This is a genomic window from Streptococcus porcorum (assembly GCF_053203725.1).
Genome location: NZ_JBRUDG010000003.1, coordinates 1 through 20,409 on the forward strand (window position 1 = coordinate 1; position 20,409 = coordinate 20,409).

A 20,409-nucleotide genomic window follows, 5' to 3' on the forward strand; every position below is an offset into this window, starting at 1 on the left:
CCATATGAACCCTTTCTAATGTGAGTTTCGTCGCTTTTCATTATAGGTCATATGGGACCTTTTTCTATATTCAAAAAGGCTCCATAATTTCCACGGTGTTCTTACCCACTACAGAAATTATAGAGCCCTTAATTTTTAATCAAAGTTAACGTATTCTTTTTGAAGTTCAAGAACTTCTTCTGCTGTTGCACATTCTGTCAATGCACGGTTTGCATATTCTTGCATTTTAGCAGTGTCAAGTTTCTTCATAAGGCTACGCGTACGAAGAACTGATGTAGCACTCATAGAGAACTCATCAAGTCCCATTCCGACAAGAAGTGGCACAGCTTGTTGGTCACCAGCCATCTCACCACACATACCAGCCCATTTACCTTCAGCATGTGCTGCTTTGATAACATTGTTGATCAAGCGAAGGATAGAAGGGTTGTATGGTTGGTAAAGGTATGATACTTGTTCGTTCATACGGTCCGCAGCCATTGTGTATTGGATAAGGTCGTTTGTACCAATTGAGAAGAAGTCAACTTCTTTGGCAAATTGGTCTGCAAGCATGGCTGCTGCCGGAATCTCAATCATGATACCCACTTGAATATTATCTGAAACTGCTACACCTTCAGCTTTAAGATTCGCTTTTTCTTCTTCAAGGATAGCTTTTGCTGCACGGAATTCTGTCAACAAGGCAACCATTGGGAACATGATACGAAGTTGACCATGTACTGATGCACGAAGAAGGGCACGCAATTGCGTACGGAACATTTGATTACCAGTTTCAGAAATAGAGATACGAAGGGCACGGAAACCAAGGAATGGGTTCATTTCGTGTGGAAGGTCGAAGTAAGGAAGTTCTTTATCCCCACCGATATCCATTGTACGAACCACAACTGGTTTACCATTCATGCCTTCAAGAACAGCCTTGTAAGCTTCGTATTGCTCATCTTCTGTTGGGAAATCTTGTGAGTCCATGTACAAGAACTCTGTACGATAAAGTCCAACAGCTTCTGCACCGTTATTGTTGACCCCTTCAACATCTTTAGGTGTACCGATATTAGCAGCTAATTCAAAGTGTTTGCCATCAGCTGTAACAGTTTGTGCATCTTTAAGAAGTGCCCACTCTGCTTTTTGCTTAGCATAAGCTTCACCTGCTGCTTTAAATTCTGCAATTTGCTCTTCTGTTGGGTTGATAATCACCTCACCAGTGATACCGTTAACCGCTAAAACATCCCCTGATTTTACAATTTCTGTGATGTTGTTTGTACCAAGTACCGCTGCAATCTCGAGGGTACGCGCCATGATAGCTGAGTGACTTGTACGGCCACCAATGTTTGTTACAAAAGCTTTAACGAAGTTTGCATCTAATTGTGCTGTATCTGATGGTGTCAAATCGTGTGCAATCACAATTGACTCTTCATCAATCGTTGCTGGGTTTGGTAATTTTACACCAAGAAGGTGAGAAAGAACACGTTTAGCAACGTCACGGATATCTGCTGCACGCTCTTGCATATATGGATTATCTTCCATACCTTCAAAGAGGGCAACAAACATATCTGTTACTTCTTTAAGTCCTGCTTCAGCATTAACTTGTTTGGCACGAATCGTTTCTTTGATCTGACCAATCATTTCTGGGTCAGCAAGAACCATTAAGTGAGCGTCAAATACTTGTGCCGCTTCTTCTCCAAGCGTACCTACTGCTTTTTCACGGATAACAGAAAGCTCGTTTTGTGAAGCCTCGAGGGCTGCATCCAAACGAGCTTCTTCTGCATTGGTATCATTGACTGAAACAGTCTCAAATGACAAATCCGGTTGAACAAGTAGATATGCTTTAGCAACAGCAACACCATCAGATGCCGCAATTCCTTTAAGCATTTCTGTCATAGTCTTATGCCAATCCTTCTTTTGTCATTGTTTCTGCGATAGCTGCGATAGCATCATCAGCATCTGCACCTTCAGCGTTAATAGTAACGTCAGCACCTTGGCCAACACCAAGACTCATAACACCCATGATTGATTTAAGGTTAACTGCTTTACCTTTGTAGTCAAGAGTGATATCTGAAGCAAATTTGCTAGCTGTTTGAACAAGCAAAGTAGCTGGACGTGCGTGAATACCTGTTTCTGCAACGATGTGGAAATCTTTTGAAGCCATGTTATGGTTCTCCTTTTTTCTGTTTGAATTTTTAGGTTTTCATAAAATGATAACCCTTACAATGCTATATTATACCATAGTGCTATTTGCTTTTCAAGGTAAAAACATTGTTTTAGGAAAAAAACTGAAATCCCTTTCCTGATTTTCAGATTTTTCTTCTATATAATTTCTCGTTTTAACGCAAATATACTAATGTTCAATAATAACATTAGTATATTAATCGCTTATTCTTTTGAATTATGGATGTTTTCTATTAATTTTTGGCAAAATTGGCTTGTTGTTAGCCCTGTTCCTTTTGACAACTGACTGGCAAAATCAGAAGTAACATCTTGATTGAGAAAAGCTTGTCCGATCGCTCCTGTCACTAGATCTGACGCTTCACTCCATCCGATATATTCTAAGAGCATACAGGCAGAAAGAAGAAGAGAACATGGATTTGCCAAATCTTTACCAGCAATATCTGGAGCTGTCCCGTGGGTCGCTTCAAAAATAGCATGCCCTGTTTGATAGTTAATATTAGCCCCTGGAGAAATACCAATTCCCCCAACTTGAGCTGCTAGAGCATCACTGGCGTAGTCACCGTTTAAATTAGTTAAAGCAACCACTTGATATTGATCTGGGTTTAATAAGATTTGTTGTAAGAAATTATCAGCAATCACATCTGTTATCTCAAGCTGTCCTTTTGCCAATTCTGTTGAATATTCTCTTTCTGCTAGTTCATATCCCCAACACCTAAAGCCACCTTCTGTGAATTTTTGGATATTCCCTTTATGAACAAGAGTGACCTTAGATAAACCATGAGCTAGGGCGTAATCAATCGCTGAGCGGATCAAACGCTCCGATCCTTCTTTTGAGATGGGCTTGATCCCAATACTTGAGCTTTTAGGAAAACGAATACGATCAACACCCATTTCTTCTTGTAAAAATGAAATCAGTTTTTCAACTTCTTCTGTTCCCTCTTCCCACTCAATCCCTGCATAAATATCTTCTGTATTCTCACGAAAGATGGTTATATTGGTTTTTTCAGGCTCCTTTAAAGGACTAGGGACTCCCTTAAAATAGCGAACTGGTCGAACACAGGCATAAAGATCTAACTCTTGACGAAGCGCGACATTCAAAGAACGCCGTCCTCCACCGACTGGTGTTTCTAAAGGTCCTTTAATTGCAACCAAATATTCAGAAATAGTCTTCAGTGTTTCATTAGGCAACCAGTCTCCTGTTTGCTCAAAGGCCTTTTTACCTGCTAGTAACTCTTTCCAAGTTATTCGCCGTTTATTTTTGTAAGCTTTTTCGATAGCTACATCCAAGACCTCTTTTGCATTTTTCCAAATATCCACTCCAACACCATCACCTTCAATATAAGGAATTGTAAGAGTGTCAGGAACAAGTAGGTGCTTGTTTTTCATTTCAATTTTCATATGTTATCTCCTTCCAATTGGAATATACTCAAGATTTTCTTGTCCTAAATAATTGGAACGTGGCCTGATCAGTTTATTATTTTTCTTTTGCTCTTGAATATGTGCAATCCAACCTGAAACTCGACTCATGGCAAAAATCAAAGTAAAAATAGAACTATCAATCCCTAACACATGATAGACCGTCGCCGAATAAAAATCAACATTAGGAATCAGCCCTTTGCTGTTTTTCATATAATCTTCAACTTCTCGAGACAAATCATACCAAATCGCTTCATCTGTCCCTTCTGTTAGTTCCTTAGCCATTTGACGAAGATAAGGTTCTCTAGGGTCCTGAGTTTTATAAACACGATGGCCAAAGCCCATGATTTTTTCGTGAGAATCCAACTTTTCTTTCAGATAAATTTCTGTACTTCCTTGGTCGCGAATTTCTTTTAACATTTCAAAAACACGCTCATTAGCACCACCATGTAAAGGTCCTTTTAAAGCACCAATAGCCGCCGTAACACAAGAATAAATATCCGTCAGAGTAGAAGCACAAACACGCGCTGTAAAGGTTGATGCATTTAATTCATGGTCAGCATGAAGGACTAGAGCCCGATTCATCGCTAAAACTTCTAGCTCACTTGGTTCTTTCCCATTTAACATATAAAGAAAGTTCGCTGCAAACCCAAGATCCTCTCTAGGAGCAATCGGAATCTCTCCCCGACGTAATCTGGCAAAAGTAGCAATAATAGTTGGAATCTTAGCCATCAACTGAATACTTTGTTCATAGGTTGCTTCAACACCATTCTCCTCAGCCTTAACATTATAAACCCCCAAAAGACTCACAGTTGAACGAAGGACACTCATCGGATGAAGGTGCTGACGTGATTGAATCAAGATACACTGCTCCACTGCATCGCTAATCGCATAGTTGGCACGTAGTTCTTTTTCAAAATGTTTCAGCTCAATTTGTGTTGGCAAATGTAAATTCCACAAAAGATAAATGACTTCTTCAAAACTGGCATTATTGTCCATCAATTCTGAGATACTATAACCCGCATATGATAAGCGGTCATCAACAATCGAGCTAATCCTTGTATCACAGGCAATCGTATCTTTTAATCCATTAGCTTGCGTCATAGCCTGCTCCCTTCAATTTTTTACGGACTACCATTGGTAAAATCCCACCATTTTTATAGTAACGAATATCAGCATCCGCATCAAAACGTAAACGAACTTGAAAGACTTTTTCAGCTTTGTCATCTTTAGCATAAACCGTTACCAAAGCCCCTACTTCTAGAGTATCTGGCAAAATAATGTCATAGCTCTCAAAACCTGTCAAACCTAAGCTGTCAGCAGATTGACCCTCCAAAAACTGAAGAGGAAGAACTCCCATCATCACCAAATTAGACCGATGAATACGCTCAAAGCTCTCAGCTAAAACAGCCTTCACTCCCAAAAGGCTGGTCCCTTTTGCAGCCCAGTCACGACTTGACCCCATGCCATAGTCACGTCCTGCAATAATTAATGTAGGAACATCACTCTCTTTGTAGGCCATCGCCGCATCGTAAATCGAAACCATCTCTCCCTTATATCGCGTATAACCACCAATTTTCCCTTCTGCTAACTGGTTGTTAATACGAATATTGGCAAAAGTCCCTCGCATCATCACCTCATGATTTCCCCGACGACTACCATAGGAATTAAAATCTTGATAGGTTACGCCATGCTCCTCAAGATAAGTAGCTGCAGGACTGCCTTTAGCAATATTTCCAGCTGGAGAGATATGGTCCGTGGTGACGGTATCTCCAAACTTGGCTAAAACACGCATATTTTTTAAAGGAGCTAGGTTTACTTCTTGATCTAACGTCTCAAAATAAGGTGGATTTTGAATATAGGTTGAAGCTTGATCCCAATCATAAGTTGGACTAGAGCTCACAGGAATGGCATTCCACTTGTCACTATCCGTAAAAACTTGAGCATATTCTTCTTGGAAAAGCTGACGCGTGACATATTTTTCGATATAAGCTGTCACTTCTTTCTCATCTGGCATGATATCAACTAAATAAACCGCTTGGCCTTTTTCATCAAACCCTAAAGGATCTGACGTCAAATCAATATGGGTTGTTCCAGCAAGAGCATAGGCGACTACTAAAGGAGGACTTGCCAAAAAGTTTGCCTTAACCAGCGGGTTAATACGACCTTCAAAGTTTCGATTCCCTGATAAAACTGCGCTGACCAACAAATCTTCTTCTAAAATAGCTTTTGAAACCTCTGGGCTAAGAGGGCCTGAGTTTCCAATACAAGTCGTACAGCCATAGCCCACCACTTGAAAACCTAGTTGGTCTAAATAAGCTTGCAAACCACTATTTTTTAAATACCCTGTAACCACTTTAGAACCTGGTGCTAGGGATGTTTTCACTGTTTTTGATACGCTCAGACCTTTTTCGACGGCTTTTTTAGCCAGTAAACCTGCCGCCATTAATACATAAGGGTTAGAAGTATTGGTGCAACTGGTAATCGCTGCAATAGCCACATGCCCTGTTTTGATGATTTCTGTGTGATTATCGTAGATAACTGTGGCTGTTTTATATAATTCTTCTTTGGTCAATCCAAAGCCTTGCACCCCTTCTTCTCTTACTAGGGCATCTTCAAAGGCTATTTTTGCCTGATCCAAGGAGATTAAATCTTGAGGACGTTTAGGTCCTGAAATACTTGGAACAATAAGAGATAAATCAATCTCAATCACTTGACTATATTGAGCTTCTGTATTGTCGTCATAGAATAGACCATTCACTTTAGCATATGTTTCAGTTCGTTCAACCTGCGCTTGACTACGATTGGTTAAGCTCATGTAGGTCAAGGTCTCATCATCAATTGGGAAATAGCCACAGGTTGCACCATATTCTGGAGCCATATTGGCTACGGTAGCCCGATCAGCTAAACTAAGGTGTTTTAACCCTGAGCCAAAATACTCTACAAATTTTCCAACCACATTGGCAGAACGAAGAACTTGTGTGACTTTCAAGGCTAAATCTGTTGCTGTGGCTGTCTTTGGTAGTTTACCAACCAAACGCACCCCAACCACTTCTGGAACTGGGAAGTAAGAAGCCTCTCCCAGCATCGCAGCTTCTGCTTCAATCCCTCCGACACCCCAGCCAAGTACACCGATACCATTAATCATTGTCGTGTGGCTATCTGTTCCAAACATGGAATCAGGATAGAGGAAACCATCTTTTTCAATAATGACATCTGATAAATACTCAATATTCACTTGATGGATAATACCTGTAGCTGGAGGAACTGCTCGATAATTTTCAAAAGAATGCTCTGCCCATTTCAAAAAAGCATAACGTTCATCATTTCGCTCGAATTCCAAAGTAATATTTTCTGACAGAGCTGACTCACATCCAGCCACATCGACTTGAACACTATGGTCAATCACTAAATCGACTGGAATCTCTGGGTTAATTAAGTCAGGATTTCCTCCATGCTGTACTACGGCTTGTCGCATCGCTGCCAGATCCACCACAACAGGAACCCCCGTAAAGTCTTGCAGAATCACTCGGCTAGGCTTAAAAGGAACCTCACCTTTTGGAGACTGAGGATTAAAATAAAGAAGGTTTTCTAAGTGAGTTTTTGTCACATCTAAACCATCATATTTTCTGAATAAACTTTCAAGTAGAATACGGATAGTGTAAGGAAGGCTAGCTAGCTCTACACCATAGTCTTGACTGATTTTTTTCAAATCAATGTATGTATATTTTTTACCATCAATTTGAATAATCGACTGATAATCCCTCATAATTCATCTCCTTTGTTAAGAATTGACCTCCATTATACCCCACAAAAGATGTTATATCTACTAACAAATCACCTCGGATGTTAGAAAAAGTGACAAATGCTATAAAAAATATTTATACCAGCATAAAACACTATATCTAGTGGGCTTTATTCTTATCCTGTACTAGATATAGTGTAATTAGCAAATTACCTACTTGATTTTTTATCTATTTTTGGGTATTCTAGTAGGGTGCTTTTTAGCAAGAATAATAAAAATTTATAGGAGTGACGAAAAATGGCTGCTATTACAGTATTTTCAAAAAATAATTGCATGCAATGCAAAATGACTAAAAAATTTCTAGAGCAAAATGGAGCGGATTTCCAAGAAATCAATATTGATGAGCAGCCAGATAAGGTGGAGTATGTTAAAAGCCTAGGCTTCACCTCTGCACCTGTCATTGAAGCAGGAGAGGTTGTTTTTTCAGGTTTTCAGCCTGCTAAATTAAAAGAAATTTTAAACTAATGAAATTGGCTTTTTATTCTCTTACGGGACAGACTAGACGTTTTGTCAAAAAGTTAAATTTACCTCAAGAGCAAATCATTGAAATCAAACGACAAGAAGAAACCCTTCTTTTAGATGAAGACTTTATCCTTATCACCCCTACTTATGAAGATGGGCTAGAGTTTCTCGATCGCTTTGTTGAAAGCAACCATCACTATATGAGGGGACTGATGGGATCTGGTAACCGAAATTTTGGACCAGAATTTTGTCATGTTGCTCGTCGTTATGCCAAAACTTATGGTATTCCCGTTTTATATGAATTTGAATTTAACGGAACACCTGAAGATGTTGAAAAAGTAAAAGGAATCTTATCTCATGGGTCTTAAATCTATCGGCGATGTTTCTTACTTCCGCCTAAACAATGAAATCAACCGTCCAATCAATGGGCAAATCCCTCTCCATAAGGACAAGGAAGCTCTTCGTGCTTTTTTCCTTGAAAATGTAAAACCTTATTCTAAAAAATTTAATTCGATTACTGAGAAAATTACCTATCTAATTGAAGAAAACTATATTGAATCGGAGTTTATTCAAAATTATCGTCCAGAGTTTATCGAAGAGCTCTCACGCTATCTCCACTCACTTGATTTTCGTTTCCAATCTTTTATGGCTGCCTACAAGTTTTATCAACAGTATGCCCTTAAAACGAATGATGGTGAAGAATACCTAGAAAGTATTGAAGACCGTGTTCTCTTTAATGCCCTTTACTTTGCAAATGGTGATGAAGAGTTGGCGCGTGATTTGGCAAAAGAGATGATTCATCAACGTTATCAACCTGCGACACCTAGTTTCCTAAATGCTGGTCGTAGCCGTCGTGGAGAGTTGGTCTCTTGCTTCTTGATCCAAGTAACAGATGATATGAACTCTATTGGCCGCTCCATCAACTCTGCCCTACAATTGTCACGTATCGGTGGTGGGGTAGGGATTTCTTTGAGTAACCTCCGCGAAGCTGGTGCTCCTATCAAGGGATATGCTGGCGCTGCCTCTGGTGTCGTTCCTGTGATGAAGCTTTTTGAAGATAGCTTTTCTTATTCTAATCAGCTTGGCCAACGTCAGGGAGCTGGTGTGGTTTATCTTGATGTTTTCCATCCAGATATCATGCAATTTCTTTCCACTAAAAAAGAAAATGCCGATGAGAAAATTCGCGTAAAAACTCTCTCACTGGGTCTAACCATCCCAAATAAGTTTTATGAATTAGCACGTCAAAATGAGGACATGTACCTCTTTAGCCCATACTCTATCGAAAAAGAATATGGTGTGCCTTTTAACTACATCAATATCACGGAAAAGTACGATGAATTAGTTGCTAATCCTAAAATTACAAAAACTAAGATCAATGCGCGTGAACTTGAAACTGAAATTTCAAAACTCCAACAAGAGTCAGGTTATCCTTATGTCATCAATATCGATACAGCTAACCAATCAAATCCTATTGATGGCCGCATCGTGATGAGTAACCTTTGCTCAGAAATCCTTCAAGTCCAAACTCCGAGTCTCATCAATGACCAGCAAGAGTTTTTACAAATGGGAACCGATATTTCATGTAATTTAGGGTCAACTAATGTCTTGAACATGATGACCTCACCTGATTTTGGGAAATCTATCCGTACTATGACACGTGCCCTTACTTTTGTTACAGATAGCTCAAGTATTGATGCTGTCCCAAGTATCAAAAATGGTAATGCTCAAGCGCATACCTTTGGGTTAGGGGCGATGGGACTTCACTCTTACTTGGCTAAACGTCATATCGAGTACGGAAGCCCTGAGTCCGTTGAATTTACTGATATCTACTTTATGCTCATGAATTATTGGACATTGGTTGAGTCTAACAACATTGCGCGTGAACGTGGTGTTACTTTCCATAATTTTGAAAACTCAAAATACGCAGATGGAACTTACTTTGATAAGTATGTGACTGGTCGCTTTACACCGCAATCAGACCGTGTTAAAGAACTTTTTGAAGGGCACTTTATCCCTCAAGCAGAAGATTGGGAAGCCTTGCGCCAAGCTGTCATGAAAGATGGACTTTACCACCAAAACCGTCTTGCTGTCGCACCAAATGGTTCTATCTCATATATCAATGACTGCTCTGCTTCGATCCACCCTATCACTCAACGCATCGAAGAGCGTCAAGAGAAAAAAATCGGTAAAATCTACTATCCTGCTAACGGCTTATCAACAGATACCATCCCTTACTATACCTCTGCTTATGACATGGACATGCGTAAGGTCATTGATGTTTACGCCGCTGCAACAGAACATGTGGACCAAGGTTTATCCATGACCCTCTTTATGCGTAGCGAAATCCCAGAAGGACTGTACGAGTGGAAAACAGAAAGTAAGCAAACTACCCGTGACCTCTCTATCCTTCGTAACTACGCCTTCAACAAAGGCATCAAGTCTATCTACTACGTCCGCACCTATACCGATGACGGTGCAGAAGTCGGCTCAAACCAATGTGAAAGTTGCGTGATTTAGAAAATAAGATACTTTTGTGTTAAGCAAGACCTGACAAAAATAGGAACTTGACGCAGAGTATCTCATACTCAAGGAAAGTTATCATTTTTGTCCAGTCTTGTAACAAAAGTTCGATTCAAAAAGATACTAAGCCCGTTTAAAAATCCGTAGGAAAATGGGAGACTTACGCAGGGTCGCAAGACACAAGAAAGTACAACATTTTCACAAGGATTTTAGGGCGAGTTCAATTAAAAAGATACTAAGACCGTTTAAAAATCTAAAAAGATAGGGCACTTCTGCCACATTAAAAGGTATTAAAAAGATAAACAAGCTGTAACACTACAGAGGAGGTGGGGGATTTGCCCTTAGCCTCCTCTCATTTTGCTCTGAGAGAAGATGATTTTCAAAGGCAATTTTACCTAAAATATGGTATAATATTTCAATTAAGATCAAACAATAAGGAGTTCTTCATGACCTACTACAAAGCCATAAACTGGAATGAAATCGAGGATGCTGTTGATAAGTCCACTTGGGAAAAGTTGACGGAACAGTTTTGGTTAGATACCCGCATCCCATTGTCAAACGACCTTGATGATTGGCGCAAGCTCTCTGATGTGGAAAAAGACTTGGTAGGAAAGGTCTTTGGCGGTCTGACCCTACTTGATACCATGCAATCAGAGGTGGGCATGAGCCAACTCAAAAAAGATGTCCGTACCCCACACGAGGAAGCTGTCTTAAACAACATTGAGTTCATGGAGTCTGTCCATGCCAAATCCTACTCTTCTATCTTTTCAACGCTTAATACTAAGTCTGAGATTGAAGCTATTTTTGCATGGGTAGAAGAAAATGAGTTTCTCCAAAAGAAAGCTCGTATCGTTACTGAGATTTACCGTAATGGTACCGCTCTTGAGCGCAAGGTGGCTTCTGTTTTCCTAGAAACCTTCCTCTTTTACTCTGGCTTTTTCACACCACTTTACTACCTTGGAAATAATAAATTAGCCAATGTTGCTGAGATTATTAAGTTGATTATCCGTGATGAGTCTGTGCATGGAACTTATATCGGCTACAAGTTCCAGCTTGGTTTTAATGAGCTTAGTGAGGAAGAACAAGATAAACTCCGTGACTGGATGTATGATCTGCTTTATGAGCTTTATGAAAATGAAGAAGCTTACACTGAACTACTTTATGATCCTGTTGGATGGACCGAGGAGGTTAAGACCTTCCTTCGCTACAATGCCAATAAGGCTTTGATGAACCTTGGACAAGATCCTCTCTTTCCTGATACAGCAGACGATGTTAACCCTATCGTCATGAATGGTATCTCAACAGGGACGTCCAACCACGACTTCTTCTCACAAGTTGGAAATGGTTATCTGCTTGGTAGTGTTGAAGCCATGCAAGATGACGACTACACCATCGGACTTTAATCCTACCCAAAAACGAGCTTGGAAAATCCAAACTCGTTTTTTTGATTATCTGATTTTATCCAAAAAGGCTGTCAGCTCTGCTTGTGCTTCTGGTGTGGTACCGACTAGCTGACCAAGCATAGCTTCAAGTTGGGCTGTGGTTGCTGCGATTTCCTCATCGGTCTGGGCCAGCTTGTCCGCAAGCTCTGTCAGTGGAACAACAGGCTCTTCCTCAAAGGTATCGACATAGCGAGGGATGTTGAGGTTGTAGTCGTTTTCCACAATCTCCTCAAAGCTGGCTAGGTGGGCAAACTTGTCCACATCTTGACGGTCTTGATAGGCGTTCAAAATCTTGGCGATATGGTCATCGGTCATGATATTTTGGTTTTTGCCCTTGTCAAATTCTTTAGAAGCATCGATAAAGAGGACATCTTTGCTGGTGCGGTTTTTCTTGAGAATGATGACAGTCGTTGGAATGGAGGTATTGTAGAAGATGTTGGCTGGCAGTCCAATCACGGTGTCAATGGCTCCTTCTTCTAGAAGATGCTGACGGATTTTCTGCTCTGCATTTCCCCTAAAGAGAACCCCGTGAGGGAGAACAATGGCCATAACACCTGAATGCTTGAGGTGGTAGAAACCATGAAGGAGGAAGGCGAAGTCAGCCTTGGACTTGGGTGCAAGGACACCATAGCTGGAGAAACGTGCGTCTTGCAGGAAACCAGCGTCCCCACTCCACTTCTGAGAATAAGGTGGGTTCATGAGCACCCCGTCAAAGTCTGTCGGCTCAGTCGTTGGCCAGTCCGCATCAAGGGTATCACCAACATGAAGTTTTTGGTTTTCGATGGCCACCCCGTGGAGCATCATGTTCATGCGAGCAAGGTTGTAAGTCGAGGTGTTAATCTCCTGACCGAAGTAGGAAACAGTCGAAGCCTCTTTACTGTAACGTTTGGCGTTAAGAAGGAGGGAACCTGATCCCATGGTTGGGTCATAGAGGGTCATGCCCTTTTGATGTTCCCGTCCAAGAAAGACAATCTGGGTCATGAGGTGGGAAACAGCTTGAGGTGTGTAGAATTCGCCTGCTTTCTTACCGGAGTCACTGGCAAACTGACCAATCAGGTACTCATAAGCATCCCCCAAGACATCTCCATCATGGTTGCTGAGGTTGAGTTCATGGAGTTCTTTGATCAAGGCTGAAATCACCTGATTCTGCTTTTGTGGTGTTGGCCCTAGCTTTTTAGAGTAGAGGTCGATGTCTTCAAACAGGTTTTCAAAAATCTCATTGGACTGCTCAATATCACGGAAGCCCTGTGCCAAGTCTTCCAACTGGAAGTTGCTAGTATGGACTTTTGCTACCAAGGCCGTAAAGGTCAGACCAGGCTCGATAAAGTAACCTAGCTCATCATCAAGGACATCTAGCAAATCTTCCTTAACATCTGGATCCGCAAAATTTTCTTCATAGAGCCTTTGAGCCTGTGACAAACTGTCAAAGGATTCATCAAGGTTGTCACACACTGCCAAAAGCAACTTATCTGACAGGTATTTGTAGAAAATCAAGCCCAAAAGGTAGGACTTGTATTCGTTAGCGTCCATCTTGCCACGGAGAATATCTGCCGCATTCCAAAGGGACTGGTAAAGGGATTGAGAGTTGTTTGAATTGTTCATGTCTGTGATTCTTTCTAAAGATATGGTATAATCGAGAGGTAGAGAAATATGACGGTGGTTCCAACTTTCTAACTGGAGGTGGTGCTTATGGAAATAAGTCCGAAATCTTACAGAAAGGGGGAACAAATGTCTCTAACTGATGTTTTGATGGTAATGATTGCCTTCGGTGGATTTATCTTAAATCTCATCAATTTAGTCATTATTATCTATAAAACATTCGCAGACAAAAAATAAAACCGTCAATATTTTGGGACACTGACGATTTTATTTTAATATAAAACAAACATTGTGAACCACCGAAATGGCTCTACTAGGAGTTGGATTGCCGTCCAACTCTTTTTCTATGCTTATTCTAACAAAATATCGTCAGTTTATCAAGATTTTTATATTGGATAACTTAGGAGCATTTGAGGCTTAGCAGAGCTATACAAATAATTTACGGAGTAAGGTCTTTTTCATCTCTTTCAAGCTAGCCAGCTTATCCTCTACCTGAGCAATCTCTTGATCGAGGGTTTGGAAGAAAGTGCCGATAGCTTCCTGTTCGGGGAGGGAAGGGAGGGAGAGAATAATTTCAGAAAGTTGATTATAAGATAGTGTATCTCGTACTCCACCTTCTGAAAAGACTATCCGTTGCGAGTGAAATAACTCTGTTTTAAACCAGTACCATAAGTAATAATCTTCAACATTTTCACTGGTTGAAAATGAAACATACAACGGTGATACCACAGAAGATTCCTCACCAAGTTTTTTATAAGCTATTGAACCAACATTAATTCGAGAAGGATTATATGCAAATTGCTTTTCTGAAATAACATAGTAATTAGATAAATCTGAACTCGCAACAGAATAATCTTCAAATTGTTCTGTTTGTTTTACAAATCCTAGCCTATTTGAAACACTTTCTACATTGATAATTCTTAAATCTTTATTTCTTTTAGAATTTTTAATCAACACTTCCCCCAACTTCACTTCTTCCCAGTCGTCTTCAAAGCCTCGGAAGCGGAGGGCTGGTTTGGTTTGTCCCTTGGCTGGAAAGAGGAGTTTGAGATAGGTCTTCTTCTGCTCCTTGAGCGTGTCCAACTTACGCTGATGAAGGGTGATGTGTTGGTCCAAGGTGGAGAAGAAAGTGCCGATGGTGGTTTGTTCGGGAAGGGTGGGGAAAACAGCCTTTAAATTGATGAAATCCTTTTTATTCATTACCCTGTTTCGTCCTGCCCCACCTGGAGAGATAAATTCTAATTTTCGACGAAAGTCTTCTTGTGATACTAAATATTTTAAATATTTTATATCTGAATTGCACTTAGCTCTATAAGTAGGGAAGCGATGAGAAACCAGTAAACCATCATCATACAAATTCGCAACTGCAATAGCATGTTCCCAAGCAAATGTAATATTTACTATTAAATCATCTGCTTTAACAATGTAAAGTTTATCCATAGCAACGGTGCTTGGATCCTCAACAAGCTGATGAAAAGTTCCTTTCGCATGAGAACGTACAGATAGCCTCCTATAAGCGTCATCAGGTTTATCAACTTCTCTTATTTGCTGTTCAATTACTTCCCCCAACTTCCGCAGTTCCCAAGCGTCAGTGTAGCTTTGAAAACGATAGGCTGGGATATTATTGTTTGTTTTCATTAAATCTCCTTTACACTACTGTATTTGTATCTGTATCAATAAACCTCAATTGATGAGCTTTTTTAGCACCCCAAGATTGTAAAGTTCGTTTGATATTACGTTCCTTTTCTTCGTTATATTTGTAGTTATCGATGAAAATGTCCACCTGAGGTACTCGTTTAAATATTTCCTCAAAGTATGGTCTATCTACTGTATGACTATCGGTCAAGTTAAAACCAATTACATAGAGTTCTTTAACATCTTTCAAGCCATCAAAAAACTCAGCGTGTCTTTGCAATTGCTTTTGAACAGGTTTCCTAGTTGCTTCAACAGCCCCATCTAAATAGTATGGAGTTGAAGTTGGGTCCTCATGTAACTTCGAATAGTAATTACCATGCCCCATTAAAAGTTCTGTTTTAACTAACTCGCCATGAATATGGCAAATTTGTTTTGGAGAAATACCATAATAATCTTCCAAAACATGCGTATAGTTAAAAGTCAAGAAGTAGGCATCCTTTGAAAGCATAATCGTATCTTTTGAAATATGCTTTGTAATTGTTCTATCTTCTAACTCTTTTTCCCAATCCTGATAAACATAATAAATCCACTCTCCTAATAACTTTGGGATTGCATAAGATACAAACTCCTTGATGTTTTCTGCTGTATCTTCCGCTGTATGTGGAGCATATTCTGGGCTTGATGGAAAAGTTTCGACAAACAATCCACCAATATTAACCAAAGATTTTTCAAAATCTCTCCAAAATTCTTCTATCTTGGATATCTTTAATAGTATTTGGTAGAAATAGCGATAAAAATTATTATCTATTGAATACTCAAAGTTAATTGAAGTTGGCAACTCAATGCTATCCAGTTCTATCTCAATCTTTTCGTCTTCTTCCAAGAAAAATTCTTCAATTTGTTCTATCTCGTCTAAGGAGGATAAGATTTGATTTTCACCATAAGCTTTTTCATAGACATACTTTTTAAAATACAGATAGTCTGATTTTAATCCATGTGCCAAATCAAACCCATTTCCAATAATGAATAGTTTATCCATCTTTCTACCTCCCCCTCAATGGTAGGATTTCTTCCGCAATCATGTTCATATAGTCCTCTTTGAGGGCTTTTTTGTATTTAAGCTTGTTGAGGGCTTGGTCGCCCTTGTTTTCCTTGTAGCTTGTATAGTCGTAGGTATCGACCAGGGCTTTTTCTCCGATTTGCTTGTCCTTGCCGACTCGGTAGTTGTCCACGATAAACTGGAGTTCGTCTTCGCCAACACACCAATCTCGTGCTGTAGTGACGACTTGCTCACGGATGGTTAGGTCAATCATCTCGTCAAGCTTGTGGGCGATGGATTGCCCTTGATAGTGGCTGGCATTAGTCTGGGCATCTTGCCAGAGTTTTGAGATGAGCTGAGACAGTTTAGGGTTGGTCTTATCAAGGTCTGAGAGATAGTGATCTATCATCTGCTTTTCTTTTTCTGGGATAGTTTGACGTTTGAGGTCGATCAAGTTTTGGATCAAAGAGAGGATATAGTGGTAGTTGATCTCATCTGTACGGACAGACTCCAGCTCATACTCAATATCAAAGGGAAGCCCGTCGTCATCATCTTCCTGACGGCGGCGTCTCAGTTCGTCGATGATATTTTGGTACTGGGCGGTGAAGTCCTCTATGATGTCACGTGTGAGTCCAACTTCTTGAAGGAGGGTAGCTTCATCATAATCGGCATAGACTTGAACCGAGGCAAAGAGCTTATCAAACTCCTGAAATGCCTTAGCAAAACGCTTTAGCTCAGCATCTGAGCTACTATCTAGGTCTGGGGTTTCTTCTGGGCTTGGAGAAACAGCTAGAAGCCCTGCTACCTTTTCTTCAAACTTGGCTTTTTCTTCCAACCAAGTTGGCGCAAGGACAGCATGCTCTCCACCATTTGAGTAGAGACTTAGCGCCTCATCAACTTTTTCCTTGAAGCGCTGTGGCGTTTGGAAGGTGACGATCTGCCCAAACTTCTTGCCCTCATCAAAGAGACGATTGGTCCGTGAAAAGGCTTGGATGATGTGCTGAGGTTTCATAGGTTGCCTGTCCATAAAGATGGTCGATAAGCAAGGCGCATCAAATCCTGTCAGCAAGCGATCCACCACGATAACCAGATCCAGTTGCTCCTCACGAAAGGCATACTTGTCTTTTTTACGTGCCAAGCGTTCGTTGAGATCGGTGTTATAAGCTCCTAAGGTGGCTAAGCTAAAGTGGGTGCCAAACATGGCATTGTAGTCGTCCAAACTCTTTGTCATCTGCTCTTGGTTAAGCATGGAGGTATCATCGTTTTCCGTTACGGAGTAAGTGATGGCAACCTTTGGAAAGTCTGGAAGGACTTTTTTGCTGGACTCGGAGATAGTAAGCTTGCTTTGTCCTGCCTTGATCTTTTGTATCAGCTCATAGTAAGCCTGAGCACGCGCGATTGACTTAACTGTCAAAAGCCCCTCATAGGTCTTTCCGACACCGTTTTGAAAACCGAGCTTGCGCTTGGACTTGTTTAATATCGCATCCAATACCCTAAGCATGTGGTCTTCATCATCATAAAAATGATCTTCAATGTCCTCTTCTGCCCAAGTTGGAAGAGTAGTCTGGTACTCCACTTGAAAACCTAAGACCGCTCGGTCATGAATGGCTTCTTTGACGGTGTATTCATGTAAGCAAGGCCCATACTGATCCTTGGTGGTCTGTGCCAAGTCACCTTTTTGTTCCCGTTTGTTTTCCTTAAAGATGGGCGTGCCTGTAAAGCCATACCAGAGAGAGTTGACAAAGAACTGCTCTAGGATCCGCTTTCGCTCTGGTGTCACTGCACGGTGGCACTCATCGACCACAAAGGCCAGCTTGAGCGTTTTAATTCGCTGATAAGACTTTTGGTGGCGGCCTTCCTCAAACTGACGTAACATGGCATTAAGCTTTTGGATGGTAGTCACCACCACACGTCGATCTTCTGAGGCCAGGTTTTTGATCAAGTGCTTGGTATCATCAGTCTCGTCAATATCGATCATGTCATTTTCAGCGTAAGACAAAAAGGCTGCTGTGGTCTGCTGGTCAAGGTCAGTCCTATCAATGACAAAAATCGTCTTTTCGATAGAAGGGATCTGCAGGAGGTTTCTTGCTACCTTGTAGCTGGTCAGGGTCTTTCCTGAGCCTGTGGTATGCCAGATATAACCTGACTGACGGTTGCGACTAGCATCCTTAATAGCCTCGATGGCATGGACCTGATAGGGACGAAGTAAGATCAGGGCTTTTTTATCGTCATCAATCACGCTATACTGCATGACCATTTGGTGAGCCATCGGGATGGACAAGACCCCTTGGGCAAAGTCAAAAAGATGAGGTTGGGCTTGGTTATTCTTATCTACCCACTTGGTGAGAAAGCGGTCGTTGAGCTTGGTTTCTTTAGCCGCTGCAATGTAGCGGGTTTCATTGATGTTTGAGACCACAAACATCTGGAGGCTTGAGAAAATCCCTCTAAACTGTCCTTCTTTTTCGTATTTTTTAATCTGACGAAAGGCATCCATAAACGGATGAGAACGGCTTTTCAGCTCAATCTGAATCATGGGCAGGCCATTGATTAAGAGCGTCACATCACCTCGTCGTTGACGATTGGCCTCTCCTTTGGTCACAACTTGGTGAACAACTTCATAACTGGACTTGCCACCTGCGACATTGTGGCGCCAAATGACCTCCAAACGAACGATACCTAAGCTAGCATCTTCACGTTGTACTTGAACTTTGGCGATGCCGTTTTCACCTGCTAACCACTTGGCCGCCTCGTAGAAATTGACAAAGTTTAGCTGGTTTTTAATCTGATGCTTTTCTTGATCAGTCAAGGGATGGTCAGATAGGAGGCGGACGTTGTTAGCTTCTAGCTTGTCAAAAAAGTTGTCCCAAAGTTGCTCTTCTGTAGTCAAGTCTGGGCGATAGACCCACTGACTGTCACCTGTAATCAGCTGACGAATCAACTCAGCTTCAAACTGAACTTCACTAGTTAATGGCTGAGCTGGCATCTAGACCACCTCCTTTTGACAACGCAAAAAGCCTGCCATCTCTGACAGGTTGTTTTTAGTAGATGAGATAATGCTTTTAGCCGATAGGCGTTGATATATATATATATATATATATATATATATATAGTGTTACAAGGTTTCTGAGCATGAGGCTCTCCTTTTATGGTCTTAGTTTGACAACTATTTTATCATATTTTTAATCATCTATGAAGTCTCTTTTAAGACAAAACGTCCTCTAAAACCTCAAGTGCTGAGTCTATCTCGGACCTACTAATGGTAAGAGGGGGCAAAAGGCGGATCACATTGCTTCCTGCTGTTAGGAGAATAAGCCCTTTTTTCTTAGCCTCATCTAAGACTTGAGAAAGGTCTTTAGTGGTCTCAATCCCAAGCATCATCCCCATCCCTCGAATGGCACTAACACTGTCATAAGAGGAAAGACGCTCTTCTAACTGAGTTTTGAGGTAGGCTGCTTTTTGACGGACCTCATCTAAAAACTCAGGTGTTAAAATGTCTAGGACCTTTTGACTGCTAGCTAAAGCTATCTTGTTTCCTCCAAAGGTTGTGCCATGACTACCGTAGGAAAAAGCAGAGCTTAACCCTGTCTTACCTAACATGGCACCAACTGGCAAACCATTTGCCAAGCCTTTGGCTAAGGTCACAATATCTGGTAAAATCCCATATTGCTCAAAAGCATATAAGCTTCCTGTCCGTCCGATACCAGTCTGAACCTCATCTACTATCAAGAGAATCGATGCTTTCTGACAAAAATCTGCCAGGTCTTTGACAAACTGGGCATCTGCAGGAATCACGCCTCCCTCACCTTGCACCAGCTCCAACATCACAGCAGCAGTTTCCTCTGTCACCAAGGCTTTGACAGAGGAAAGGTCGTTATAGGTAGCGTAAGAAAAACCTGACACTAAAGGAGCAAAACCCACTTGAATCTTTTCTTGACCTGTCGCAGACATTGCTCCATAGGTCCTTCCATGAAAGGACCGCTTAAAGGTGATGATATGGGATTTGTTGGTTGCTTTTCGGGCTAATTTAATCGCTGCTTCATTACTCTCTGCTCCACTATTACAAAAAAAGGCAAGGTAGTCTTTGTCACCAATTAAGCGACTGGCTACTTCTTCTTGTAGCTGATTGTGATAGAGGTTAGGGGTGTGCCAGATGGCCTCTAACTGCTCTGCGACAGCTTTTTTTACCAAAGGATGAAAACCAAGATTGGTCACGCCAATCCCAGATGAAAAATCAAGATAGGGCTTTCCTTCTTGATCGTAGAGGGTATTGCCTTTAGCTTTAACAAACTCAATCGCATCACGTTTGTAGTTTTGAAATAATTTACTCATATCTT

At 41.0% G+C, this 20,409-nt stretch carries 15 protein-coding genes; 5 read left to right on the plus strand and 10 right to left on the minus strand.

Going from position 1 to position 20,409, the window contains the following annotated elements; all coding sequences use genetic code 11:
• Positions 1 to 135 precede the first annotated feature (135 nt).
• The 5 genes from ptsP to acnA all read right to left on the minus strand — a co-directional run bounded on the left by ptsP (position 136) and on the right by acnA (position 7,342).
• The gene (gene ptsP / locus ACVRWY_RS01140; RefSeq protein ID WP_354367290.1) at positions 136 to 1,869 is read right to left on the minus strand and encodes a phosphoenolpyruvate--protein phosphotransferase; all 1,734 of its coding nucleotides are present in this window, start codon (positions 1,867 to 1,869) and stop codon (positions 136 to 138) included.
• A gap of 4 nt (positions 1,870 to 1,873) precedes the next feature.
• Positions 1,874 to 2,137 carry a phosphocarrier protein HPr gene (locus ACVRWY_RS01145; RefSeq protein WP_354367292.1) on the minus strand — a complete coding sequence of 88 codons (264 nt, stop codon included), beginning with the start codon at positions 2,135 to 2,137 and terminating at the stop codon, positions 1,874 to 1,876.
• 224 nt (positions 2,138 to 2,361) lie between these two features.
• Positions 2,362 to 3,555 carry an NADP-dependent isocitrate dehydrogenase gene (icd, locus tag ACVRWY_RS01150; RefSeq protein WP_354367294.1) on the minus strand — a complete coding sequence of 398 codons (1,194 nt, stop codon included), beginning with the start codon at positions 3,553 to 3,555 and terminating at the stop codon, positions 2,362 to 2,364.
• 3 nt (positions 3,556 to 3,558) lie between these two features.
• Positions 3,559 to 4,677: a citrate synthase gene (locus ACVRWY_RS01155; RefSeq protein WP_354367296.1), complete on the minus strand. Its 1,119-nt coding sequence runs from the start codon at positions 4,675 to 4,677 to the stop codon at positions 3,559 to 3,561.
• Positions 4,664 to 7,342: an aconitate hydratase AcnA gene (acnA, locus tag ACVRWY_RS01160; RefSeq protein ID WP_354367298.1), complete on the minus strand. Its 2,679-nt coding sequence runs from the start codon at positions 7,340 to 7,342 to the stop codon at positions 4,664 to 4,666. The genes ACVRWY_RS01155 and acnA overlap by 14 nt, the downstream gene beginning before the upstream one ends.
• Before the next feature lie 273 nt (positions 7,343 to 7,615).
• Between acnA and nrdH the strand changes: the two genes are divergently transcribed.
• The 4 genes from nrdH to nrdF all read left to right on the plus strand — a co-directional run bounded on the left by nrdH (position 7,616) and on the right by nrdF (position 11,763).
• Positions 7,616 to 7,843 carry a glutaredoxin-like protein NrdH gene (nrdH, locus tag ACVRWY_RS01165; protein WP_354367300.1) on the plus strand — a complete coding sequence of 76 codons (228 nt, stop codon included), beginning with the start codon at positions 7,616 to 7,618 and terminating at the stop codon, positions 7,841 to 7,843.
• Positions 7,843 to 8,208, plus strand: coding sequence for a class Ib ribonucleoside-diphosphate reductase assembly flavoprotein NrdI (gene nrdI, locus ACVRWY_RS01170; RefSeq protein WP_354367302.1), 366 nt, complete (start codon positions 7,843 to 7,845; stop codon positions 8,206 to 8,208). Before nrdH ends, nrdI begins: the two co-directional genes overlap by 1 nt.
• Positions 8,198 to 10,357, plus strand: a complete 2,160-nt coding sequence (gene nrdE / locus ACVRWY_RS01175; protein ID WP_354367304.1) for a class 1b ribonucleoside-diphosphate reductase subunit alpha — start codon at positions 8,198 to 8,200, stop codon at positions 10,355 to 10,357. Before nrdI ends, nrdE begins: the two co-directional genes overlap by 11 nt.
• A gap of 449 nt (positions 10,358 to 10,806) precedes the next feature.
• A complete protein-coding gene (gene nrdF / locus ACVRWY_RS01180) occupies positions 10,807 to 11,763 on the plus strand; it encodes a class 1b ribonucleoside-diphosphate reductase subunit beta (RefSeq protein WP_354367306.1) in 957 nt (318 codons plus the stop codon).
• 45 nt (positions 11,764 to 11,808) lie between these two features.
• On the opposite strand, the gene ACVRWY_RS01185 is transcribed toward nrdF, so the two are convergent.
• Positions 11,809 to 13,404 (minus strand): type I restriction-modification system subunit M, encoded by a 1,596-nt coding sequence (locus ACVRWY_RS01185; protein ID WP_354367308.1) that lies wholly within the window; start codon positions 13,402 to 13,404, stop codon positions 11,809 to 11,811.
• Positions 13,405 to 13,491: 87 nt separating this feature from the next.
• Between ACVRWY_RS01185 and ACVRWY_RS01190 the strand changes: the two genes are divergently transcribed.
• Entirely contained in the window at positions 13,492 to 13,638 is a 147-nt protein-coding gene (locus ACVRWY_RS01190) for a putative holin-like toxin (RefSeq protein WP_002940481.1), read from the plus strand.
• A gap of 189 nt (positions 13,639 to 13,827) precedes the next feature.
• Here ACVRWY_RS01190 and ACVRWY_RS01195 read toward each other — a convergent pair whose 3' ends face one another.
• From ACVRWY_RS01195 to ACVRWY_RS01210, 4 genes are all read right to left on the minus strand, one after another.
• Positions 13,828 to 15,039 carry a restriction endonuclease subunit S gene (locus ACVRWY_RS01195; RefSeq protein ID WP_354367311.1) on the minus strand — a complete coding sequence of 404 codons (1,212 nt, stop codon included), beginning with the start codon at positions 15,037 to 15,039 and terminating at the stop codon, positions 13,828 to 13,830.
• Between the two features lie 10 nt (positions 15,040 to 15,049).
• A complete protein-coding gene (locus ACVRWY_RS01200) occupies positions 15,050 to 16,075 on the minus strand; it encodes an AbiH family protein (protein WP_354367313.1) in 1,026 nt (341 codons plus the stop codon).
• Positions 16,076 to 16,079: 4 nt separating this feature from the next.
• A complete protein-coding gene (locus tag ACVRWY_RS01205) occupies positions 16,080 to 19,058 on the minus strand; it encodes a type I restriction endonuclease subunit R (protein WP_354367315.1) in 2,979 nt (992 codons plus the stop codon).
• A 218-nt stretch (positions 19,059 to 19,276) separates the two neighbouring features.
• Positions 19,277 to 20,404 carry an acetylornithine transaminase gene (locus tag ACVRWY_RS01210; protein WP_354367317.1) on the minus strand — a complete coding sequence of 376 codons (1,128 nt, stop codon included), beginning with the start codon at positions 20,402 to 20,404 and terminating at the stop codon, positions 19,277 to 19,279.
• Between the last annotated feature and the right edge of the window lie 5 nt (positions 20,405 to 20,409).